Origin of the sequence: Microcoleus sp. Pol17C6, assembly GCF_036701145.1 — a bacterium.
Classification (GTDB): domain Bacteria; phylum Cyanobacteriota; class Cyanobacteriia; order Cyanobacteriales; family Microcoleaceae; genus Microcoleus.
This window is the reverse complement of record NZ_JAUBQH010000080.1, coordinates 1,808-25,232: the sequence shown is the minus strand read 5'-3', so window position 1 is coordinate 25,232 and position 23,425 is coordinate 1,808. Positions and strand designations below refer to the sequence as shown.

At 46.3% G+C, this 23,425-nt stretch carries 17 protein-coding genes and 1 pseudogene; 11 read left to right on the top strand and 7 right to left on the bottom strand.

Annotation, left to right across the window (positions count from 1 at the left end):
• A pseudogene (locus QUA25_RS26100) lies at positions 1-4,584 on the top strand (hypothetical protein); the annotation flags it as partial.
• Between the two features lie 121 nt (positions 4,585-4,705).
• Here the strand turns inward: QUA25_RS26100 and QUA25_RS26095 are convergent.
• Positions 4,706-5,662 (bottom strand): glycosyltransferase family 2 protein, encoded by a 957-nt coding sequence (locus QUA25_RS26095; protein ID WP_333042306.1) that lies wholly within the window; start codon positions 5,660-5,662, stop codon positions 4,706-4,708.
• Between the two features lie 101 nt (positions 5,663-5,763).
• Positions 5,764-6,735, bottom strand: coding sequence for a glycosyltransferase family 2 protein (locus QUA25_RS26090; protein ID WP_333042304.1), 972 nt, complete (start codon positions 6,733-6,735; stop codon positions 5,764-5,766).
• A gap of 179 nt (positions 6,736-6,914) precedes the next feature.
• On the opposite strand from QUA25_RS26090, the gene cobU reads away from it, so the two are divergent.
• From cobU to QUA25_RS26075, 3 genes are all read left to right on the top strand, one after another.
• Entirely contained in the window at positions 6,915-7,490 is a 576-nt protein-coding gene (gene cobU, locus QUA25_RS26085; RefSeq protein ID WP_333042302.1) for a bifunctional adenosylcobinamide kinase/adenosylcobinamide-phosphate guanylyltransferase, read from the top strand.
• A gap of 277 nt (positions 7,491-7,767) precedes the next feature.
• The gene (locus QUA25_RS26080) at positions 7,768-8,190 is read left to right on the top strand and encodes a hypothetical protein (RefSeq protein ID WP_333042300.1); all 423 of its coding nucleotides are present in this window, start codon (positions 7,768-7,770) and stop codon (positions 8,188-8,190) included.
• A 77-nt stretch (positions 8,191-8,267) separates the two neighbouring features.
• Positions 8,268-10,337, top strand: coding sequence for an AarF/ABC1/UbiB kinase family protein (locus QUA25_RS26075; protein ID WP_333042299.1), 2,070 nt, complete (start codon positions 8,268-8,270; stop codon positions 10,335-10,337).
• 79 nt (positions 10,338-10,416) lie between these two features.
• On the opposite strand, the gene QUA25_RS26070 is transcribed toward QUA25_RS26075, so the two are convergent.
• Together QUA25_RS26070 and QUA25_RS26065 are read right to left on the bottom strand one after the other, a co-directional pair.
• Positions 10,417-11,526, bottom strand: coding sequence for a hypothetical protein (locus QUA25_RS26070; protein ID WP_333042297.1), 1,110 nt, complete (start codon positions 11,524-11,526; stop codon positions 10,417-10,419).
• 70 nt (positions 11,527-11,596) lie between these two features.
• Positions 11,597-11,815, bottom strand: a complete 219-nt coding sequence (locus QUA25_RS26065; protein WP_333042296.1) for a hypothetical protein — start codon at positions 11,813-11,815, stop codon at positions 11,597-11,599.
• A 182-nt stretch (positions 11,816-11,997) separates the two neighbouring features.
• Here QUA25_RS26065 and QUA25_RS26060 point away from each other — a divergent pair, with 182 nt between their 5' ends.
• The 6 genes from QUA25_RS26060 to QUA25_RS26035 all read left to right on the top strand — a co-directional run bounded on the left by QUA25_RS26060 (position 11,998) and on the right by QUA25_RS26035 (position 15,982).
• Positions 11,998-12,270, top strand: a complete 273-nt coding sequence (locus tag QUA25_RS26060; RefSeq protein ID WP_333042295.1) for a hypothetical protein — start codon at positions 11,998-12,000, stop codon at positions 12,268-12,270.
• Between the two features lie 140 nt (positions 12,271-12,410).
• Positions 12,411-12,632 carry a hypothetical protein gene (locus QUA25_RS26055; protein ID WP_333042294.1) on the top strand — a complete coding sequence of 74 codons (222 nt, stop codon included), beginning with the start codon at positions 12,411-12,413 and terminating at the stop codon, positions 12,630-12,632.
• A 70-nt stretch (positions 12,633-12,702) separates the two neighbouring features.
• Entirely contained in the window at positions 12,703-13,524 is an 822-nt protein-coding gene (locus tag QUA25_RS26050) for a DUF4145 domain-containing protein (RefSeq protein ID WP_333042293.1), read from the top strand.
• Positions 13,525-13,772: 248 nt separating this feature from the next.
• Positions 13,773-14,027 carry a hypothetical protein gene (locus QUA25_RS26045; RefSeq protein WP_333042292.1) on the top strand — a complete coding sequence of 85 codons (255 nt, stop codon included), beginning with the start codon at positions 13,773-13,775 and terminating at the stop codon, positions 14,025-14,027.
• 487 nt (positions 14,028-14,514) lie between these two features.
• A complete protein-coding gene (locus QUA25_RS26040) occupies positions 14,515-14,811 on the top strand; it encodes a CHAT domain-containing protein (RefSeq protein WP_333042291.1) in 297 nt (98 codons plus the stop codon).
• 163 nt (positions 14,812-14,974) lie between these two features.
• Positions 14,975-15,982 carry a tellurite resistance TerB family protein gene (locus tag QUA25_RS26035; protein WP_333042290.1) on the top strand — a complete coding sequence of 336 codons (1,008 nt, stop codon included), beginning with the start codon at positions 14,975-14,977 and terminating at the stop codon, positions 15,980-15,982.
• Positions 15,983-16,321: 339 nt separating this feature from the next.
• On the opposite strand, the gene QUA25_RS26030 is transcribed toward QUA25_RS26035, so the two are convergent.
• The 3 genes from QUA25_RS26030 to QUA25_RS26020 form a co-directional block, all read right to left on the bottom strand.
• On the bottom strand, positions 16,322-16,888 hold the full coding sequence (locus QUA25_RS26030; RefSeq protein WP_333042288.1) for an RNA-binding protein: 567 nt from the start codon (positions 16,886-16,888) through the stop codon (positions 16,322-16,324).
• 1,156 nt (positions 16,889-18,044) lie between these two features.
• A complete protein-coding gene (locus tag QUA25_RS26025) occupies positions 18,045-20,615 on the bottom strand; it encodes a zinc metalloprotease HtpX (RefSeq protein WP_333042287.1) in 2,571 nt (856 codons plus the stop codon).
• A 4-nt stretch (positions 20,616-20,619) separates the two neighbouring features.
• The gene (locus QUA25_RS26020) at positions 20,620-20,742 is read right to left on the bottom strand and encodes a hypothetical protein (protein WP_333042285.1); all 123 of its coding nucleotides are present in this window, start codon (positions 20,740-20,742) and stop codon (positions 20,620-20,622) included.
• 168 nt (positions 20,743-20,910) lie between these two features.
• On the opposite strand from QUA25_RS26020, the gene QUA25_RS26015 reads away from it, so the two are divergent.
• Positions 20,911-23,425: hypothetical protein (locus QUA25_RS26015; protein ID WP_333042284.1), on the top strand; the 2,515-nt coding region annotated here is incomplete at its 3' end.

Sequence of the window (23,425 nt, the reverse complement as noted above, 5' to 3'; positions counted from 1 at the left end):
GACTTAGCAGGTAATAATTATGCCGGTACTACAGGCGCAACTGCCTGGAATTTCACCACTGCTGACACCACAGCGCCCGCGCTCGCCAATATTACGTCAACCCTGGCAGATGGCAAGTATGGTGTGGGTAAAGCTATCCCCATCGCCGTCACTTTCAATGAAGCGGTCAACGTTACGGGAACGCCCCAACTGACGTTAAATAGCGGCGGCAAAGCCACCTATGCTTCTGGCAGCGGCAGCAATGCCCTCACGTTTAACTACACCGTCGCGGCGGGTCAGAACGCCCCAGACTTGGACTATGCTTCTACTACAGCTTTATCGTTAAACGGCGGCACGATTAAAGACGCCGCTCTCAATAACGCGAGTCTGACTTTACCCGCTCCTGGTACCCCGAAATCCTTGGGAGCCAATAAAGCGATCGTTATTAACACACAGCCTCCCGATATCAGCACTCTTGATTTGGGCTTCAACAAGCTGCAAGAGTCCCTCACCAGCAATCTGGCGACTCAACTGCCGGTGGTGGGCGATAAACTCAAAGCCATTGCCCCTGATTTTCTAAACAGTATTAAGAACAGGCTAATTACCGACCTTAAAGCAGCGCCGAGCTGGGATCAGGTGAAGTTTCAAGACACTATCAAGACTTCCCTTGGCAAAGACTTCCCCAACCTGAAAATTACAAGCTCAGTTGGGGCAAACGGAGAAGCCAAAGTTATCGTGAACCTGAGCAAAGAGTACATTAAAACGCTAGGACTGAATGGTGATTTAGGACTACCGGCGCTGGGATTGAGTACTCAGGGCGATGCCAACGCCAAATTCAAGTACGACTTTTCCTTGGGATTAGGTCTGAATCAGGATGGCTTTTTCTTCGATACAACGAATACAAAGCTTGCCCTCAACGCTGAAGTCGGCTTAGCCAATAATTTTACGGGCAAGGCCAATCTAGGTTTCTTGCAAGTGGATCTAGCCAACAACGGTGCTAACCCCACTAAAATTACCGGTGACTTTAAGGCATCTCTGAAAGATTTAACTACTGCTCAAGGAGGGATAAATGACGGGCGACTCACCTACACTGAACTGAGCAAAGGCAACTATAAACTCTCGGACTTGATTGGTACGAGTTTAGACACCAAAGCCAACCTCGGCATGAGTGCAAAAACCAGCGTTAATGGCAGTGCTGCTATTCCGTCCTTCAACTTCGACCTCAACGCAGGTTTTTCGCCGCTTTCGTATAAGGACGGGAAAGGGAGTGGGCCGCAAAAACCCACGCTGGCATTCAATAATATGCAGCTCGACTTGGGTAGTTTTGTCACTGGCTTTGCCAAACCAATTATCACGACGATCGATAAGGTTATCACCCCGGTTCGTCCCCTGATCAATGTTTTGAACAGCGATATTAAGTTTTTGTCGGATATCAGTAGCATCCGCAACTATGTCGATCAAAACAAAGATGGCAAAGTCACTCTGCTCGAAGCTGGTATGGCGCTAACTGGCACAAAAGTCAATGGCAGCTTCTTGACGGCAGTGGACGCAGTTGGCAAAGCGAGTCAGTTGATCGGGGAACTAGCAGCCCAAGATGGCAATATTAAAATCGATCTGGGTGACTATGAAGTAGGTTTTGATGCTACCGATCCCAAGGCCGATCCCTCAAAAGCAACTAAGAAAAGCACCAAAACGCTAGGTTCGCCTACAGATCAAGCGAAATCGAAGTCTAAAGGCAAGGTGACAGAGTTTTTATCAACCTTGCAAAATATGCCTGGGTTGCAATTCCCAATCTTAACCAACCCCGGCACAGTGGTTGATTTACTGCTGGGTAAACCAGATGTGACGCTGTTTGCCTACAAAATGCCGGAACTGGATTTTAGCTTAAACATGGATCGCACTTTTCCGATCTATGGCTTTGCAGGAATCGGTCTGAACGGCAATTTGAAAGGCAACTTTAGTGCTAAAACCAATTTCGGTTTCGGCTTTGACACCAATGGGCTAAATCAGTGGAAAAAGGCAGGATTTTCTGCCTCAGATGCCTATAAAGTTCTGGATGGCTTCTATGTGAGCGATCGCCAAAATGCCGACGGTACGGGGCCGGATGTCCAGGAAGTCAAACTTAATGCCGATATCAGTCTAACTGGTTCAGTCGATGCTGTTTTAGCCAAGGCATACGTAACAGGCCGGCTAACCGGGAACGGCAAAGCTGACCTGATCGATGTGGGCGAAGAAAACGGCTCCAGCGATGGCAAAATTCGGGGTTCGGAAATTATTTCTCGGATTAGCAAGCCTCTGGATATGATTGCGGTGAAGGGAGGAATCAATGCTTCATTGGATGCTGGGTTTGATTACCTGCGACCGGGGTTTGAGAAGAGGTACTACACTATTGATTTAGGGTGGTTCGGTAAGAAAAGCGTCCCCTATTGGGTACCAAGCATAACTCGTGAAAATGTCTGGCGGCAAAATTTTGGCACCTACAATCTGGCTAATTTCGGTGTGGGTGCTACCTGGAAAAGCCGCGCGATCGATGGCTATATATCGGGTGGACTCGTGTTTTTAGATGCCAACTTTAATGGTATCAAGGATGAAGACGAGCCAGTCAGCGTTACCAATCCTGATGGGAGTTTCGATCTCCAGGTCGATGTTGCCCAATTCGACACCAATAAGAACGGTCGAATCGATCCGAGTGAAGGCAAGATTGTTCTGATGGAGGGGAACGATATCGCAACATATTTGCCTCTGGTTACGCCACTTACTTCTACTCCAGATTCCACCGTGATCACGCCTCTAACCACGGTTATTGCTGATTTGGCTAGCAAAGGGATTGACCCTGAAACTGCTGAAACTCAGGTGAAATCGGCTCTGGGGCTGCCGGCTGATGTTGATTTGGGCAGCTACGACCCCCTAGAAGCGATCGCCAATAACGATCCGAAGGGTGTAGCGGTGTTTGGCTCGATGATCATGGTGCAAAACACGATCGTCCAAACGGCGAAATTCATCAATGGAGTTTCCTCTTCGTCGCTGACGCAGCTAGGGAATGTTGCAACAGGAGCGATTGCCGAGACCCTCAAAGCTGGCACTCCAGTTGACTTGAGCAAACCAGAGACAATTCAGGCGATCGTACAGGGTGCGATCGCTGCGGCTGCCACGCAAGACAGCAATCTCAACACAGAGCAGTTAGCCAGGGTCGCCTCGGCTGCTGCACAAGTAATGGCCCTGGGCAATCAACTCATTCAGGAACTCGTCGCTAGCGGTCGCCCATTAAGTGAGATCGCCACGGAAATTACCAAATTGCAGGCAGTATCAGTTGGTCAAATCGCAGTCGGACTGCCGGAATTGGCAGCGGGAACCAAGACGATGGAGCAGTTCCTCGCCGACAATACCAAGGAAGCAATCCAGAAGAAGATGGAGGAAGTAGCGGTTAATGACCCTACCGTTCGCCCCACCTTCGAGACAATCAATCCTGAAGATCTGCTCGTTCCTTTTGAACCTACCTCTGGGGAAATCGGCACCGAAACCCCAACAGCGATCGCTCCGACCCCACCGATCTCTCCGACCCCATCAGTAACAGCCTCCCAAACACCGATACCATCGGAAACAGCGTCCCAAACACCAACACCATCGGAAACAGCATCGGAAACACCGACACCGACACCATCGGAAACACCAACCCCCACGCCAACAACTAATAACCTCTCAGACGATGAGTGCATCTGCGACCAAATTACCTATCCCAACTTAAACCGACCCAACTCGGTTGAAAACACCATACTCGGCGCATCTGGCATTCAGATAGGCACTGCTCAAAACGATGAATTACTAGGTAGCAATGCTGCCAACATATTCGAGGGCCAATCCGGGGATGACAACTTATACGGTGGTGCCGATAATGACATTATTAATGGCAACCAAGGTAATGACTTCATCGCCGGAGGCAAAGATGAAGATACTCTCTATGGAGATGAAGGTAACGACATCATCCTTGGCGAGTCGGGTAACGATTTAATCTTTGGAGGCAAAGGCAATGACTTCTTACATGGTCGCGAAGGTATGGACATCATTTATGGCAACAAAGATGATGACTTCATCGATGGTGGCAAGGATAATGACACCTTATATGGAGGCAAAGGTAACGACATCTTGCTTGGCAGTCAAGGTGATGACAATCTGTTTGGACAGCAGGGAAATGATACCATCTGCGGCGGTGAAGGCAATGACTTAATCAACGGTGACGAAGGAGCAGATATCCTGGGAGGGTGTGCCGGAAATGATACTCTGTTCGGAGGCGCAGAAAATGATACTCTCACGGGTGGGAAAGGATCCGATCTTCTTGATGGAGGCATGGGCAATGATAGTTTGATTGGCGGTAGTGGCAACGATATCTTTGCCTTAAAAGCAGGTCAAGGATTGGATCTAATCGCTGATTTTACCGTCGGTCAAGATTTGATTGGATTAAGCGGTGGTTTGAGTTTTGGACAGTTAGAAATAACTCAAAATACTCAGGGAACTCTCATCAAAAACCTCTTGACAGGGGAGCAGTTAGGTGTGATGATTGGAGTGAGTGCCAATGCGATTACATCTGCTAATTTCATGCTGATTTAGGAAAGGAAGGAAAAGTGCGATCGGTAAAATAAAAGCGATCGCACTTAACCAAAATAAACATTTATCTGCGTTCATCGGCGTCAATCCGTCGCCATCTGCGGTTAAAATTTTATACCTACTATTACGGCAATTTCACTTCTGTCTCCTGACTGATAACTACTGGTGGCGACAGAGGCGGTTGAGATTCTGCCACATTCAACTGACCGCCACAACAACGCAACTCGTAAAGTTTTGCATTAATTTGATACTCATATTGACTCAATAGCCTTGCATAAATATAGCCAGCTTTTCCATCTAAAAAGCCGAGCTGAATAAAGTAAAATAACATAAATCTGAGCAGTGGTTTAAAAGGCAGCCACACCCAAACTTTTTTTAGAAAGCGTTTCCGCTGCACTGCATCTCCAAATAGGTGAGCGCCAATAGTGCCGCTGTCGTCGCGCCCTTCAATAATATTGTAATAAACGCGAGCTTCCCAATTAGAATAGCGGTTGTGCCGTTCTATCCAGTGAAATAAATCGCGGTAATCCTCGTGGATCATGTCATTTTTTAAGTAGCCGACTTGACCGGCTAAAATGACGTGTTCGTGAACTTCGTTGTCGCCAGTATTGGGGACGGATTCAGTGCCGAGATTTTCGTAACGTCCTTTTTGATGCTTGAACAAACGCAAATTCCAGTCTGGATATCTCCCACCGTAACGCAGCCACTGACCTAAAAAGAAGACTTTGCGGTTGAGGTAGTAGCCGTCAAAATTGGGGTCTTCGATCGCCTGCGCGATTTCGTCCCAAAGTTCCGGCGGAATTCGCTCGTCGCAATCGACAATTAATACCCATTCGTTGCGAAAGGGCAGATTGTCCAAAGACCAATTTTTCTTTTTCGGCCAGCGGTTGTCGAAGTAGAATTGCACTACTTTTGCGCCGGTGCTGATGGCAATTTCTACCGTGCGATCGCTACTTTGGGAATCAACCATGAAAACTTCATCCGCCCTGGCAATGCTGGCCAGACACGCTGGTAGATTAAGTTCTTCGTCTTTTGCCGGAATGAGAACTGAAACCGGAATCTTGGATGAACTAGATGTCATAATCGAGTGCTTGAACCTGAATGCGGTCGAGTTTTTGTAGATGAAGTGCGATCGGCACAGCCGCGCCAACGAGTTGAGCAGCGAGGGATATTGCCTATAGCCTAATACCTAGTGGTCGATTTCGGTGCAAAAATCAGGCCGCGGATGGCTGCGCTCAAATAACCGATTTGACCCCAGGCAAAAACGAAATTTTCAAAACGCAGCGCCGGATCTCTAATATATTTAAAAGACTTCCAGACACCCCTCAAGATTCTTTCACCCCCTCGCCCAAGCTGAGCAATACCGGCTCGATCGGACAATTGTTCCCGATAACATTCGCTAATGCCCTGCCACCACCCGCGCTCTAGAAACCAAGCTTTGTTGAGCCTTTCTGCTGCGACATGGTGAAGTACCAGGGCCTCCGGTAGATAAACTACTTGCCAACCTAACTCTAAAGCTAATTCTGTCGTTCGCAACTCTTCATTTGACAGCAACTTTTTGCCGACTCTACCGAGTTTGACATCGAAGCCACCAATTTGTTCGAGAAAAGCGCGCCGGATTGAGTAGTTTACTCCCCTGGGAGTCAAACCGGGAGCAGTCACGTACAGGCAAGTATCGCCTAAATCATATGCTCCCAAGTTCTGGGCTAATCCCGGTGACAGCCATTCGGGCGGGCTGACTCCAGAAGGCCAGAGCAAATTGACTTTGCCACCAGCTACGGCGAGTTTTTGATTGCTTTGATAAGCCGCCTGCAGCACCCTGAGCCAATTCGGCTCAGCAATAGCGTCGTCGTCGAGATAAGCTAATATTTCGCTGCGAGCTTCCTTTGCGCCGGTGTTCCGCGCCACTGACAGACCGATTTCGGGTTCCCAGACGTACTTGAGGCGGCCATCCCCCAGTCTTGCTTCTACCACCTCGCGGGTGCGCGAAATCGAACTTTCTGGGCTTGCATAATCGCTAGAAGCGTTATCCACTACTACTACTTCAAAGTTGTCGGGAAAATCCTGTACCAGCAAGCTGTCGATCGCCCCACCTAAATAGGCGGCGCGATTGTGGGTGCAAATAATTGCTGATATCTGAGGATGATCGGGCATAAATAACAGCTTGGGAAATACGGGGGTTCTCGATCGACTTACTCGGATATTGTCTCATCAATGCTATTATCGCTTAAAAAGCATTTGGTAGTTGGCAGTTTAAATGATAATTGGTAATTGGTAATTGGTAATTGTGTTTAATCCTTTGTATCTGACTAATGACTGCTGACTAATAACTAATGACTAACTCAGTACCCACCACATCTAGACAATTAATCTTAGTAACTGGGCCCGCCCGGAGTGGCAAAAGTGAATGGGCCGAAACTCTGGCGGCGGGTTCGGGAAAACAAATAATCTATGTGGCTACCAGTCGCGTTGATGAAACGGATTTGGAGTGGCTTCGTCGCCTCGATCAGCACCGAAATCGCCGTCCAGTTGATTGGACAACTCTAGAAGTGCCGATCGAATTATCGGCAGTTGTGCGGGCCAGCAAGCCCTCAGATTGCTTGTTGATTGATTCCCTGGGAACTTGGACGGCAAATCTTTTGGAACAAGAAACTGCTGTTTGGGCGACTACGCAGCAAGATTTGCTAGCCTGTTTGAAGTCGGCGGCGGCTGATGTAATTTTGGTAGGGGAAGAAACCGGATGGGGCGTTGTGCCTGCTTATCCGGCGGGGAGGCTGTTTCGCGATCGCCTCGGCACTCTCGTCCGCCACATCGGGGCGATCGCCGATAATGTTTATCTCGCCACCGGAGGTTACGCTTTGGATCTAAGGGCTCTGGGTACCCCGCTGCCGCCCGTAGCGAAAAATTAACAGCCGGAGTCGCGATCGACAAGAGAGAAAACATCTCAGTTTTCCGATGGACAATTTTAACTAAAAATTAGGTATAATTTTAACTAAGATTGAAAACACAAGAGTCACATAAATTAGTCAAAAAACATACTCCCTAGGGGGAACGGCCCAACAATTTGACATGAGGAATAGCCAAATTTTGAAATTATGTAAAAGCTAAAATGTCTCTTAAGAAAGAGTGATAATTTAAAATTAAAAGTCTAAAATAATCAATTAGTTGAAGGGTTGACTAAAAGTTATGGCATCAGATAGTGAAGTAAGAAAATATATTGCTTACTGGTTTCAGTTAGGCAAAAAAGTATTAATTCGCAACGGTTCCGAAGCGCTGCTGCCCAAATCGGTAAATGCCGGCGATCGCTACAGCCAGGAATTTGAAGAGTGCTGGCAAAAAATCATCTCCCGCGACAGCGGAGACTGTTACCTCGAAGGCACAAACGAAACAATTGCCCAACTGCTGACACCCGCTTGGGAAATCAGTCCCTGCGCGCGCTGCGCTATGCCCGTAGTGTTCCAACAAACCGGAATGCCCCCGGAGTTCTGTCCCTGTAACGACTTACCGAACTGGCCCGATACCGAAATGCCCCAACCTCGATCGCCCGTCAGCAGCCAATCGCAACTATCAGGCATTCGCGATCGACTCAACCGATCCAGCGGCGAGTAAGTATATAAGAAGGAAGAAGGGTGTTCTTCCTTAAATTGTTACAATATATTTACAATGCTTCACACTAGGTCTGATTTATGAATGTCAAGACAGTATCGCCAGCCTCCCCGCAAACTTATGTAAATTCAGGGACTCAGGCTGTACTCGGCAATTTCCAAGATGCAAATACAATTCCCCTGCAAGCAGTACCAGTATCACTAGAGACCGAGGTCGTAACGGGCGATCGGCTCAAATCAGCCAGAGACATAGCTTTCGAGTTGGCAGGAGATGCTGTTCGGTACGATCCAGTCGCGATCGCAGCCCTGTACCGAAATCGACCTCTACAAGTCTGGGGAAGGCTGTCGAGCGTTGTTTGGACATTTTTTAGCTTTGCCTTCAGTGTGTGGTTCGACGGGAAAACAGGTCGTACCGCCACCAACCAAAAGCGTCGCGCCGTCCGACTGCGAGAAATTCTGGCCCAACTCGGCCCAGCTTTCATCAAAATCGGACAAGCACTCTCAACACGGCCCGACTTAGTACCGCCAGTATATTTAGAAGAACTAACAACGCTGCAAGACCAACTGCCAGCATTTCCGAACGAAGTAGCATATCAATTCATCCAAGAAGAATTGGGCGCCCACCCCAAAGACATCTACGCAGAAATCAGCCCAGACCCGATCGCAGCAGCATCTCTCGGACAAGTCTACAAAGGCAAACTCAAAACCGGAGAAACAGTCGCAATCAAAGTCCAGCGACCGGGTTTAGCCGAAAACATCGGCTTAGATATCTACATCCTGCGGCGCGTTGCAGTTTGGGCACAAAACAACTTCAAAGTAATTCGCAGTGACCTCGCAAGCATTATGGACGAGTTGGGTGAGCGCATTTACGAAGAAATGGACTACACCCACGAAGGTCAAAATGCCGAACGGTTTGCCAAACTCTACGGCCACATCAAAGACATTTATGTTCCCAGCATCTACTGGGAATATACCCGCCGCCGCGTCTTAACAATGGAGTGGATCACCGGCATCAAACTTACGAATTTAGAAGCCGTTAAAGCTCAAGGAATCGATGCTCCTTACTTAATTGAAGTGGGTGTGCAGTGTTCTCTCAGACAACTTCTCGAACACGGTTTCTTTCACGCTGACCCGCATCCCGGCAATCTTTTGGCAACTCCTGACGGTCAATTGGCTTATCTCGATTTCGGGATGATGAGCGAAGTTAAACCTTATCAGCGATACGGCTTGTTGGAAGCTGTGGTGCATTTGGTGAACCGCGACTTTGAAGGTTTAGCAAAAGATTACGTGAAGTTGGAGTTTTTAACTCCCGACACCGATCTAACGCCAATTATTCCAGCTTTGGCGGGCGTATTTAACAATGCTTTGGGTGCTAGCGTTGCCGAACTCAATTTCAAAAGCATTACTGACGAGCTTTCGGCGGTAATGTACGAATATCCTTTCCGGGTTCCAGCTTACTACGCTTTGATTATTCGATCGCTCGTCACGTTAGAAGGCATTGCCATCAACGTTGACCCCGAATTCAAAGTGTTGAGCAAAGCTTATCCTTACGTTGCAAAACGGCTGTTGAGCGACCCCGCACCGGAATTGAGAGCATCCCTGCAAGATTTGCTGTTCAAACAAGGCGAGTTCCGCTGGAACCGCTTAGAAAACTTGCTCAACAATGCCCGCGAGAGCGATGATTACGATGTGAGCAAAATCTTGAACCAAGCTTTAGAATATTTATTTTCCGAAAGAGGAGATTTCATTCGCGATCGTATTGTCCTGGAATTAGTCAAGAGTCTCGACACACTTTCCAGCAACGCCTTTGCTAACGCCAAATCTGTAGTCGGCGAATGGTTTGGAGTCAAGGCAAATCAACCTGTGGTTTCACAAACCGAACAAAAAAACTTAGAACATATCAAGCGGATTTGGGATATTTTGCAATCAACTCCCGGTTTTGACACGATGAAAGTATTGCAGCTACTTCCGCAGTTGTTAGTGAAACCGGAAGTGCAGAACATGAGCCAGAAAGTAGTCGGCGGTTTAGCTCAAAGAGCAGTTGCTAGGTTAATTCGCGAATTTTTGCTTTCCTCCGAACCCGCTGCGATTCCTGAGAATGGAAGCTATCCTAAAACTTCGCCTCAGTTGTCTTTACCTGCTGCGAAGTAGTTTGGTCGGGCGTTTTTTTTACCGCAGATATTAGCAGATAAACACAGATGAACGCAGATAAAATTTTGTCTGCGTTCTTTTAATTAAGCTTGAATCCTTTAGCGGCTAATTGCTGGCGGAGACTCTGAATCATCACGCGATCGAGAGTATTTTCACCACTATTTGTACTAGATTGCCGCTGTTGTTCAATGTATGCTGTACGCTTTTGAGATAAGTCGCGGATCGTCTTTTTAATCGCCTCTCTTTCGGTTTTCTTTCCAGCTACATATGCTCTTTTTTCTGTTAGCGTCATCCCTCGCATGATTTCTGGTAAATTATCATCTGATATGGCCTCTAGTTTAACTGTTCCGTTTTCGAGGGCATCCAGCAAGTCCCAAGAAGCATTATCATAGTATTCAGAAGCTTTGGACGCACTACGCAAAACCCTATTGCTGCCAGCATTACTATCTTCAACTGCTTGACGTTGTTGTCCTATTCTTCCTTCTCTACCGTAGGGAATGTAAGTTTGATTGAGTTTAGTATTCCAAATAGAAATTTCGTCGTCGTAAGGGGACTTAATTACGACAATTTGTTGGTTTTGATTAATGTTGAAGCTACTGCCTTTTGCTAAATTAGCTCCTGATGCCCAAAGTTGTCGCTCCTGACTTTCGGCTGAACCACAATAAATTGTATTAACGAGGGTATCTCCTTTGACAGCGAGATTGACAGATTGATTCCAAACTATTGGGCCTTGATCGAATGGTTCATTACCCGCAATAAAAATCACGCGAAAATCTTCCTGATTTTTACTCCAGTTTAATTCTTGCATTGCCGAACGAATTACCCAGCCAGCATATTCTTGACCGCCGTTGGTTTTGATACTAAATAGCTTTTCGGAAACTAAATCTAATTCAGGAGTAAATCCAGTTAATAATCTGACAAAACCTTCCGAGGAAGGTAAGCTGTCATTACCATAATGGTAAAGGGCAACTTCTAACTCGGGTACTTCGCCATCTTTGGTTACTTTAGTTAAAAAATTAACAATTTGCCAAAGTTGAGTACGAGTCTGGTCAATCAGTCCATCCATGCTATTACTAGAATCTAAAAGGATGGCTATCTGAATTTTTGCTTTGGCGAAAGCTGCTGTGGGAGAACACAAGATAGTTAGGGTTAAAGCTGTAGTGAATAAAATTCTAGTTAGTTTCTGCATGGAATTTCCCCTACAAAATATTTTTTTCCAATTATAGTCACTGAAAATAGATTTATTCACTGTTGTCAAGTTACTTGTAACAACATTTTACATTTGTGATTAATTCTGTACAGGATTTACGCACTCCAACTAAAGAAACCGGGTTTTTAACCTGGGTGTGGACTGCAAGTTCTAGCAGTTTTGTTAATACTGCATCATGAGTTTTATAGTTTTCTAATTGAACGCGGTTTAGGGAAACAACTACTTGTACCTGGTGGTATTTTGCGGGTGCTAATTGATACTCGTTCATCGGTTTTTCCTTTTTTATCATCACAAGAGTAATAGGGTTTTCCGGTTACATATTATTAGGGGTTAGAGTTGCTTTTAAGAAAATAAAACAAATTTACTGAATTAACGGCAATGCTAATCCTGCTTGTCCGTGGGCTATCATAGAGGGATTCACAGAAAAGCGTAGCGATCGGGAGTCAATATATGCAGGCAATCCTTTTAAGTCGCGAAGAAGTTGCACGACGTGCAAAGCAATTGTACGAAAGCAACATCCGCCAAAAGGTCGAGGTGGAAGAGAACATCGGCAAAATGGTCATTATCGACATTGAAACAGGTGATTATGAAGTCGATAAAACTGGATTGCAAGCATCTCGTAACCTTAGTAAGAAGCACCCAAACGCCCGACTCTTTGGTATTCGCATTGGATATAACGTTGCTGTCTCATTTGGTGGTGTCATTGAGCGTGTCTGCAAGTGATTTCTGGGATTGTGACAAATAGACACGCAACTGTAACGCTGACTTTCTTGCTAGCGAATGGCTCAAGCATCCCTATTGAGTTCGTCATAGATACAGGCTTCACTGGGGAATTGTGTCTTCCTCTAGAAGCTGTTTGATTGATGGGCTTGACCTTTAGACACGACATTCCCGCAAATTTGGCAGATAATAGTGAAGTCTTGCTACCACTTCACGAAGCGATCGTCCTTTGGGAGGGTGAAGAGCGAGAAGTCGTAGTCATTGCGACAGGAAGGCGACCTTTACTTGCAACTGCCTTGCTGGATGAGCAAGAACTTGTTATTCAGTTTACAGAAGGCGGGTTGGTGACGATCTATAAGTTGTAGCTGTCGTCAAGGTTGCAAGTACGCGCGATCGAAGCTATAGTCATTAATAGTTAGATGTTGAAATTGCAAAATGAATACTAAATTTAAAGTTAAATTTGAAACAAAGCTTTTGATAAATGACTGGGACCAGGAATATCTCAGTTTGTTAAATGTGATACCAAAATTACTATCTCTTAATTGTCCACATTGCCAGATTTACTCAGTAATGAAGATTGACAGCACAGTTGAGCGCTTTGAAAGAGACAATGAAAACGATATATCTTATCGAGATAAAAACTTGCTGTTTGACTTTATTTGTAGCTGTCCAAATTGTGACCACACTGTGTTTGTCCAGGCACAAGCCCACGGAAATGCAGTTTGTCCAGACTCTAGAGCGGCAGATGAGCAGTTAGAAGCATCATCGAGTGGCAAAATACTGTCAGTCTATCCTTATCCGAAAAATGTTACGGTTCCTCGTGGAGTGCCTAAGAAATATGCCGATGATTTTCATGAAGCAGTGTTAGTAATTCCTGTAAGTTCTACAGCCAGTGCTGTACTTAGTAGACGTATCCTTCAAAATATTCTTAGGGATGAATTTAAAATTCAAGCTCGTGACTTATATCAGGAAATTGAGGCTTTTATAGCGCAACCTGATATCCCGCATCGATTAACAGATGCTGTAGACGCTATCAGAAAAATTGGAAACTTTGCTGCTCATCCCCTTAAAAACAAAAATACAGGTGAAGTCGTGCCTGTTGAGCCAGATGAGGCAGAATGGTTAATAGAGGTGTTAAAGCAACTGTTTGAGTTTAAGTTTACCGAACCTCTGATACGTCAAGAGCAGCAAGATAAACTTGATGCAAAACTTCGAGATGCAAAACTTCGAGACTTAAAGAAACCACCCATGAAGTAGTTTGTTTAGTGCCAGTGGGCTAACAATTCACGGCAGCGGACGGTTGAGAGCTGCTGGTGCTGAGTTCGAGATTATCGACCGCCGCTGCGTTTTGCCGTTAGACAAGTGTTAGTTGTAGAAGTTACTACAGTCAAGTTCTTTGTTAAAGCAAGCTTCTAAGTAGAATAAATAGATGCTAGCGATCGCCCCTATGCGACAATCTAACCTCCCCAATACTTTCACCAATCCTCAGACGAGGAGACGATCGAATGCCATGGGCTGAACTCATGTCACAAATCCAGGATATTCCAAAAATTGACAAGCTTCGGCTGATGCAGTTTCTTGCAACAGAACTTGTCAAAGAAGAGGATGCAAACTTCTTTGTTGCGAACCAAGAGTATGCTGCCCGATCGCCCTACCATTGCTCTGAGGCTGCCAATGTTTTAATGAATCTTCTGGCTGCTACAAAACAACAAGAACAGAATGGTTTACGCTCAGAAATTATTCTACAAAATTACTGCTAAAAACCACATTTATTCAAGAAACCTGGTTTTTAATTTATTCGAGCAACTGCAACCAAATCTACAATTACTACAAGCTAGAAATGCCAGTCAAATCGCTATTTGCTAGTGGATTGCTGGGACTTGCAGCCGGACTAAGTAAGAGGCTGTCGTCATTGGCAGAAATGATAGTATTGGGAGCGATCTAACCACTAATACTTGTGCCAGTCAAAGGAATAATTGGCTGAGTTTGAGCGCTGGTTAGAGAACTCAACAAGCTGTTTTAGTCGTAGATGAGGATGTCATCATCGGTTTCGCTAAAGGTCATTATGGTTGGAATTGAACCGCCATTTAGCAAGATATCGTCGGGGATAGTATTGGCAGAATTTACTGTCAAACTACCTGGATTAGTCGCTGCTGTTGACGGTTGTAAGCTGAGATTTGGGGGCGCGGGAGTCGTGTTATTTGGCTGACTAACAGCAAAAACCGCAAAAAACCCGGTTTTTTTGGTTTGGGTGCGTCCAGGACTATAGGATTTAAGGGCGATCGACCTTACAGGCTTAAGGATGTCGCCACTTTAGCGCTAATGACCGAATTTTACTGCCATTTGCGATCGCAGCCAATTAAAGCTGAAGCGCTCAGAAAAGCTCAACTGGCAATGATCCACAAACAAATTGTAGTAAAAGATGGTCAATTGCGGGGAACTCAAGGCACGATCGACCTTACTCAATCGGCACAAGTACCAAATGCCGATTTCTCACACCCGAAGTTTTGGACCGGATTCACAATAATTGGCAGTCCTTGGTAAATTAATTGGAGATTTGATATTCACAGTGGTAAGGTTTAAGGCTAGACGCACCCTACATTGACTGGCGGGATTTTGCAAAAAGTAAATGTATCCCTGACGACTATCTTTTTATGTCATAAATTTGCTATGAATAGCAAAACTAAACACTAGCGGGGCAAAACCTGTGGGCAAGTTTGATAAAATATTCAATTCAGAAGACCAATCCGAAGCAAGCTTAACTTTAGAAGAATCCGTAGCCGCGGTAGCACTTGTGGCAGCGGAGGCAAATTCCCCTGACACCGATGCTGATATCTTAGAAAGCATACTTTGGGAATCAGAAATATTTGCTGAATACTCGGAAGATGATATGTCCGCAATGTTTCAAAAATTGGACGGTATTGTCGCCCAAGACGGTTTAGGAGCATTATTTAATGCTGCTTGGGAATCCATGCCAGATGAGTTAGTTTTGGATACTTTTGCAATAACCGCAGCAATGTTTGTCGCAGATGGCGAAATATCCCAGAAGCACGAGGCTTTTCTCCAAGAATTCCAGCAAGCATTAGGTGTGGAAGATGAGGAAGCAGCAGAAATTATTGAGGATGTAATTGCTGCTTACTCGGAAGTAGAGGGCGAAGAGTCTGATTTCGATGCCGCATGGTACGTATCTCCTGAAGGCAATTTTAGCGTTCCCGTTCCAGTTGACGATCAACGAGGCGGTAAAATTGATGATCAAGAAGGCTGTGTCGCATTCTCAGACGACTTTGGCGTTTTGCTGAAAATTGATTATTTTCCTGTTCTTGGTGAAGTTGAAGAAACAATCGAGTCGGTTGGCGAGGAAGGTTATCTCAAGTCTTTTCTCGACAATTTTGTTTCTCAGGCAATTCTTGCTAATGTTCCCAATTCTAAGTTACTCCACGCAGAATATTTAGAAGATGAAGAAGCTTATTTCGTGGTTTTAGATTTGCCTGGGGGTGCAACTCTCAGCGTGCAGAAAAACGATGGCCCTCTGACTCGGTTGGATGCTTACCGGGGGCTTATGGCTTTTATTGCTGACGATTTTTGCTACACGGTAAGCTGTCAGCGAATTTATCAGGAGGGGGATGAATTGGGTTCCCTGGAGTCTGAAGTTGAGGGAATTATGAACAAGATTTTTGAGTTTATTGAGACAATCGAATTCGGGCCGATCGAATAAGCAGGAATTATTTAGGGGGGCAAAAAACAGGGTTTCTTTCTAAATGTCTCGCTGCTTAACCCTATATTTTCAGAGAAACCGAGTTTTTTGCCAACCATTCTCAGGATATGACATCGTGTCCGGTCGATCGACCAAAATCAAACAGGTTGGTAGTCAGGACTTGAGTTTTCATTACTTGCCCGATCGCGCTTATTTTACCGCACTGCTAGATATTAGAGGTTTTTTACCATAAAAGAGTGCGATCGACAACAGGGTTTTTTGACCCATTCTCGATCGCACTTCCAGATACATTCAGTCAACCACAGTCGAGAGACAGCAGCAATTAGCCGCCATTTTCGACTAATTAGTAGTCTGAGCTTCCACCAATCTTTGCTTGAGTTCTTCCAGAGCACTCGCCCAGCGCGGATCTGGCTGCACCGAGCCGGAATCAGCGCTCGACACCGTTGTTGCTGACTGATTGCGGCGAGACTTGTTGTTGTCACCCCGACGGCGATTGCTTTTGCTGGAACCGCCTCCACCTTGGGTAGGAGGAGCCGACGAGCGCTGCTGTTGCTGCGGCGCAGGTACAGGCATGGGCACAGACGCCGACGCCGACACCAACTGCGGTGACTGCGGCGACTGCTGTTGATCGTCTTCGCCCTTTTCAGATTTACCCTTAGAGCGGGGCAATGCCTTCTCTATTTTCAGCGGGTTTTCTTTGAACATCAAGCCGTTGTATTTCTCAATAACTTGGTCGGCTTGTTCGTCGGTTAGCACAGTCACAAAACCGAATCCTCTGCATTTTCCAGTTTTGCGGTCTGTAATTACCTTGGTGGTAACAGATTCGCCCTCCGGTGCAAAAACTTCTTGCAATTCTTGGCGATCGAGTTCCTTTGGTAGATTGCCAACATAAAGACGAATAGACATGAAAAATTCCTCCCGACTTGGATTTTAATTAATTTGCTCGAACCGAATTACCTGAAGTCAACAGAATATTGACTTCAGGGAAACACCACATAACCCGAGAATTGGCGCATTCCTCCCACCAACCTTGACAGCTCCCCCCACCTTTTAGAACAAAAAGATGATTTACTCTGATAAGGCCGGAACTTAACCGCCTATGCAGAGAGCTTTTAAATCTCAGGTTGTTGTGTAAACTTTTAGTCATCACTCAAATGTTGAGGCTATTGGCTATTCTCTATTACTTGCTTCCGGTTTTGATTCAGAATGTTTATAGCCAGCGCCGTGTAGAAATTTATGTCCAAGGATGTGTCAATTGCAAGCGATCGGAATGCCAGTATTCAGTTTAATACAGTGATGGGTAAAATCGCTAACATTTTTTTAGCCAGTAATCTTACCTCGCTCCTAATGCTGAGAACTACTCACTTACCCGCTATCCCTTAAATCAGGCCCGGCAGAGTCCGAGCATTCTTTAAAGGTATCACAGCCTTGGTAACAGAGCTAGTTATTTAGGAAGATTTCAGTCTGAATTTAACGCAAACCACATCTCAATCACTTTTGAGAATTCATCCCGCACAGCAAAAATAGCGGTCGAAAAAAAACAGCCGACAAGCGGCTGGCTGTACTTGCTGTGTTGGGATGTTGACAATTTTTACGCAATGCCTTATCGATTTTAGCCAACTGAAGTTATCGCGCTATTTGGTTCAATCCAATTCATGTAAACTAATGTAACAGAGTGCTGGCAAAAAAGCAACTTTTCTTTATGACGGAAGAAGGAAGAAGACTGTAGGCCTTAGTGACAACTTACGCCTGAAACCCCTGATAAATCTCGCTTTTACCTAAGTCTAGATCCCCCTAAATCCCCCTTAATAAGGGGGACTTTGAGCATATTTCTTGTCCCCCCCTTAGTAGGGGCGGTGCCCCCGTGCCCGCCCGCTCGCTAGGGAGGATCGAACCCTAATCGTCAAACAGCAGACTGGTACTAGGTTTGACGTTAAGTTGACACTAATGAATAGTAGGGTGCGCCACCAGCAACGAGAACATCGCCCCTCCGCTGTTTAACTCAAAACTAATCCTGGCTGCGCGTTGAGGCCGATCCACACCACAATCGGACAACTATTCCTCACCTTGGGCCTTGGATAATGATGTATGCGCCCCAAAAAGCAGCAGCAAAAGCCAAAATCGCAGACCAAATCGGATGTCCGCTGTCACTAACCCTCCCTCCTTGACTGCGGAGGCTTTCAAGGTCGATCGCCACAGTAGCACCCCGGCGCAGCCAACCAGTCGCCACAACAGATGTTCCGATCAAATCGCTGGGGCGAGTAGTCTCTTTGAACAAAAATGGCCACAAAGAGCCAATGTAGCCAAACTTGGAAACATGGTGCAACCTCACCAACCCTGTCGCCGTTTGCAAAATCAAATCTTGTCCTAGCCAATTACTCATACCCGATCGACCCAAAAGTTGGCCTTCCAGCCGCACCGGTTCAGCATCCAGCGGCAAACTATCGGGATTTGACAAAATTTCCGGCAAACTCGGCGAAGCGGTTTCTCGCGGTATAATATCCGGGAAGAAATAATTGATCCGCATCAAAGTACCGATGCTAAATCCGATCGGCAAACAGCCCCAAATAATCGATCGATCGCCCCAAAGCCAATCCAACTGCCAGATACTCGTCCTCGAAAAAATCCCGCCAATCAGCCAAAGCAGCCCGACTATTGCCAAACTCATCGGAATTCCAAAAAACGGTGCACCCTGTAAAAATAGTTTTGAATCTTTAAATTCGAGTATTGACTTAAACAGAGACAATTTTCCTTTCCTGGGTTGTTCTTGGACTCCCGCGTTTGCCAAATCTAACTCAGTCTCCAGTTGCCAAAATTGAGCATAGAGGGCCAACAGCTTCAAACGCTCTCCCAGCAAAGGATGCGCGCGGTTAACCGTCAACCAATTGCGCTCCCGATTGCTGACATCCCACAGCAAAATCTGTTCCAGCGGCGCGTGTAATGCAGCAGAACCAAGGGTTACAGCTTGTCCAACGCCTACAGGTAACAATAGATCGAAACTTTCCAGGAAAAAGCTAGTTTGTTTTTGCTGTTCGATATTATCAGCAATGCCGATCGCAATTTTAGCCAGTGCCCGCGTCAAACCGTTAGGATTGCCCGTAATTTCTGCAGCAGTGCGATCGCTAAAATACACTCTGCGGCGCGACAGCCACAATATAGGCCAGCGCAACAACTTATAAATCCCGTAACTGGTAGCAGAAATTGCAGCGGTCACAAATTTGACAGCAGAACGCAAAAACTCGATCGTCATTAAATCACACAACCGCTCTTGCCAGTGCGCCACCTGCCAATAAATCAAGTAAGGAATCTGAATCACCAGCAGCGCCAGCGACATCGGCGCAAAATCCCAGTGAGAAATGTGCCCCAACTCCCGCGCGAAAATAGTAGCAATTTCATCATCCGTCAATTGTTCCAACAGCCCGCGACTCACCGCAATCCGAGCAAAACGGGGCAAACCGCCGTAACTAAAAGCTACAGGAACATTCAGCGGCAAGAGTTTCAGCACCGGCACCGGCATATTTTGCTTGGTACAATAACTTCGCAGTACCCGACTAGCTTCCTTGCTGTGCTTGGATAAAACTGACCCGCGCAGAGTTTCGACGCCACAAAACAGTTTCAGCAGCGCGTCTATCAGCCAGGGAGACGAGGCCAAAAGCAATCCAAAAACCATCTGAACAAACGGAGTTGGATCGCGGTAAAAAAGCTGAATCGGCGCGAAAATAGGCAGTCTAGTGAATATGTAAAGCTGAACCAATAGAGAATTAGTGTTTGTCAGCAGGAATTGCAGGACAAACCGGGCTAGGAAAAATAGGGCGATCGCACTTGCAACGGCTTGCAGCCGAAACTCCAGCAACTTCAGCGGTTTGAGGGGGCGCGGGCTTTTGGCGCGGCCTGCTTCGCGCCAAGTGAGTTGGTAAGTATCTGGGCTGGCGACTCCGGGGATATCTGTTGGGGAAGCGGAACTATTTTCGCCACTAATTTCTGTATCGGGTGCGGTTTCTGTAGGGGCGGTGCCCCCGTGCCCGCCCTCTGATGTCGGGCGAATCGGCGGTGTGGGGGGTGGAGGTGGCGGGGAAATCGGTTGCGATTTAGCGTTTTCTGGCTCTACAACCGGCTCTAAAGGTAAAAATCCTGTTTTTTTGTCTACCGTTGGTCGATCGCCCCCAAGCGATTTTTTAGGCGATTTTGTTCCGGCATCAAAGGCGACAAAGCCTGTTTCGGGGGGAATTTCTGCGGATTTTGGTTTATTTTCCGGTGGTTTTGGGGGGCGAGGGGGGGTTAATTCTTTTAAAGCGCGATCGGCCCAAGTTTTGACTTGAGAGTTGGGACTTTTGGCGAGGGAAGAGCACAGGGCGATCGCCTTTTTCACATTACCGGTTGCTTTGTACGCAGCCACTAACCCCATCTGCGCGCGGATTCCCGACGACTGATTAGCTGCGGTTTGGGTAACGGATTCTAAAAGGGCGATCGCCCGATCGTAATCCCGCGCTTTCAAAGCAGCTAACCCAGCCTCTAGAGACTCTTTCAAAGATGAACCCGATTGATTTGAATTAGGTGGAGATACCATTACAGTGCTGGCGATCGCGTCCTTTCTAAGATAGCTTGGGTGGTCGATCGATAGCTGTTCTAACACAGCTCTATTTCTCTGTCACCAGTTGTTGCAGTTTCTTCGGCGGTTGAAACCGCTCAATATTCAAACTTTCGGCCATTCCCAGCGGACGATCGTTGCGATCGGGCAGAAGTTTAAACCCCTCCCTCAAAGTTAAAGTCTTCGCTATGAAGACTGAAGATTTATGCTAAATCCGGGTTAAATACTTCCTTTATCTCTTAGTCCGCGAAGGCGGACTTTGTTTGACAAGAAGCGATTTCAATCGCCGATTCAATCTAATTTTTGCTTATAATTAAATTAACACCTCACCCGCACACTTATGCCAATTGACGACGAAGATTTTGAAAGCGAATCAATCGGGGACGATCGCAAACTGCAACTCTTCACCGACAGACACGAATTTACCCGCCGATTTGCCTTTTATTTAAACGAAGACCCGCCTCCGGAACAAATTTTGTATTTTTTCGGCGATGGAGGCAACGGCAAGTCATTGCTGCTAAAACACTTGCAGTATAACTGCTGCAAAAGATTTTCGCCGCAGGTTTGGCAACAATTGCGCGCACTCCCAGAATCAAAAGCCGCCGAATTTGCTAATTTCGTCCGCCACGCTGAACCTAAAACCTATACTCCCATACCCGCAGTCAGGCACGATTTCGGATTGATACCGATTAAAGAAGATAAACCGCAAGATAGATTTTACGGCTTGCTGATGTTGCGGCGCAATCTGGCAGAAGCAGCAAAGAGATATAAATTTAAGTTTCCCAATTATGATTTTGCTTGCTTTTGGTATTTGCTGAATAAAGGCGAGTCAAACGCAACTCTCGAACAACTTTTCCCCGATGATGTCATAGAATTGTTGACACCTGCGATTGAAGCTTTAGCGCAATTTCCCGTGGTAGCCCAAGCTGTGGCGGTGCTGAAAGGCATAGATAAATTGGGCGGGATTAAGCGGGCGATGAAATTAATTCAAACTCGCCTGGGTGTCAGCGACGCAAAGGCGGAGGAAATTCGCCGCCAAGATATTGATACTGAGTTAATCGACTGTTTGCCGAAATTGTTTGCTGGGGATTTGAATGCGGCAATGGCTGGTAGAAATAAACCCGATCGCCTCGTGATGCTGTTCGATACTCACGAGAAAATGTGGGATGAAAAACGCAATTCTCAAGGCGCAACTTTTTGGTATCAAGATGAGTGGTTTCGGCGGTTGTTGAGGGCATTGGATTACAAATTGGGGATTGTGGTTGCTGTGGCGGGGCGAGAGTGTCCTGTCACGCAATTGCGGTGGCCGAATGCGTCAAAGTTTCCGATTCCCGTAGATTATATAGATGCACAATTGGTGTGGCATTTGTCGCCGGATGATGCGATGGATTACTTGCACAAAGTGGAGATTGACAAAGCAGATTTGGCAGATGCTGTAATTAAATATGCCAGCGTCAATCCCGATGATAATTGTGAGAATTTGCAGGTACATCCGTTTTATTTAGGTTTGTGCGCGGATGTGGTGCTGGCAGAAAGAAGGCGGGGAATTGAGTTGCTGGCGTCGGATTTTTCGCGGATTCCGAAGTTGGAAAATAAGACGGCGGAGTTAACGGATCGGCTGCTTTTGTATGTGGATCGGGAAGTGCGATTGGCTGTGCATTCGCTGAGTGCTTGCCGCGCTTTTGATGAGGATTTGTATGTGAAATTGGGAGTGGGTTGTCACTTCCAGGCAAGTAGTGCAAATTTTGAGGTTTTGACGAGTTTTTCCTTTGTGTGGAAATCGGAAAAGCGGGGGGATAATTGGTATCGGATTCACGATTTATTGCGGCGCTTGGATGCCGATCGGGATCATCCGAAAACTCGCAGGGCGCATGAGGTTTTAGAGGGGCATTATCGGGAAGTGGGGGATGCGGCTGAAGCAATTTATCATGCTAATCGCTTGGATTGGGAGCGGGGTGTGAAGGAATGGGAAGAGGTGTTTGATGAAGCATTGCGGCTGAGTCGTTACGGGGAATGCGAGTCGCTGCTTGGAGTTAGAGATGAGTTGTGGATTAAAAGTGATTATTGGCTTGGTAGAGTTTCGCGCTCGGAGGGAGATTACTATGCTCGGTTGGCTCGATATGTAGAGGCAAGACAGGAACATTTAGAGGCAGTTGCAGCCTATAATTCTGCTTTACTTATTGCACCGGATGATATCGCTGCTCTCACCAACAAAGGGAATGCGCTGCAAAGTCTGGGTGAATTGCAAGCACAGCTAAGTGAATTTGAGACGGCAAAACAGTCTTATTTTGAGGCGAGCGCTGCCTGTAATTCTGCTTTACTTATTGCACCGGATTATATTTGTGCTCTCAACAACAAAGGGATTGCGCTACTACGTCTGGGTAATTTGCAAGCAATTTTGAGTGAATTTGAGCCGGCAAAACAGTCTTACTTTGAGGCGATCGCTGCCTGTAATTCTGCTTTACTTATTGCACCAGATTATACCAATGCTCTCAACAGCAAAGGGATTGCGCTACTACGTCTGGGTGAATTACAAGCAAAGCTAAGTGAATTTGAGGCGGCAAAACAGTCTTACTTTGAAGCGATCGCAGCCTATAATTCTGCTTTACTTATTGCACCGGATTATATCGATGTTCTCAACAACAAAGGGAATGCGCTGCGAAGTCTGGGTGAATTGCAAGCACAGCTAAGTGAATTTGAGATGGCAAAACAGTCTTACTTTGAAGCGATCGCAGCCTATAATTCTGCTTTACTTATTGCACCGGATTATATCAATGCTCTCAACAACAAAGGGAATGCGCTGCGAAGTCTGGGTGAATTGCAAGCACAGCTAAGTGAATTTGAGATGGCAAAAC

Bases quoted from the DNA above. Each gene is read 5' to 3' on its own strand.
- cobU (WP_333042302.1), top strand. From the start codon at position 6,915: ATGACTAACTCAGTACCCACCACATCTAGACAATTAATCTTAGTAACT.
- QUA25_RS26065 (WP_333042296.1), bottom strand. From the start codon at position 11,815: ATGAACGAGTATCAATTAGCACCCGCAAAATACCACCAGGTACAAGTA.
- QUA25_RS26055 (WP_333042294.1), top strand. From the start codon at position 12,411: ATGGGCTTGACCTTTAGACACGACATTCCCGCAAATTTGGCAGATAAT.
- QUA25_RS26050 (WP_333042293.1), top strand. From the start codon at position 12,703: ATGAATACTAAATTTAAAGTTAAATTTGAAACAAAGCTTTTGATAAAT.
- QUA25_RS26095 (WP_333042306.1), bottom strand. From the start codon at position 5,662: ATGACATCTAGTTCATCCAAGATTCCGGTTTCAGTTCTCATTCCGGCA.
- QUA25_RS26060 (WP_333042295.1), top strand. From the start codon at position 11,998: ATGCAGGCAATCCTTTTAAGTCGCGAAGAAGTTGCACGACGTGCAAAG.
- QUA25_RS26075 (WP_333042299.1), top strand. From the start codon at position 8,268: ATGAATGTCAAGACAGTATCGCCAGCCTCCCCGCAAACTTATGTAAAT.
- QUA25_RS26070 (WP_333042297.1), bottom strand. From the start codon at position 11,526: ATGCAGAAACTAACTAGAATTTTATTCACTACAGCTTTAACCCTAACT.
- QUA25_RS26090 (WP_333042304.1), bottom strand. From the start codon at position 6,735: ATGCCCGATCATCCTCAGATATCAGCAATTATTTGCACCCACAATCGC.
- QUA25_RS26080 (WP_333042300.1), top strand. From the start codon at position 7,768: ATGGCATCAGATAGTGAAGTAAGAAAATATATTGCTTACTGGTTTCAG.
- QUA25_RS26045 (WP_333042292.1), top strand. From the start codon at position 13,773: ATGCCATGGGCTGAACTCATGTCACAAATCCAGGATATTCCAAAAATT.
- QUA25_RS26030 (WP_333042288.1), bottom strand. From the start codon at position 16,888: ATGTCTATTCGTCTTTATGTTGGCAATCTACCAAAGGAACTCGATCGC.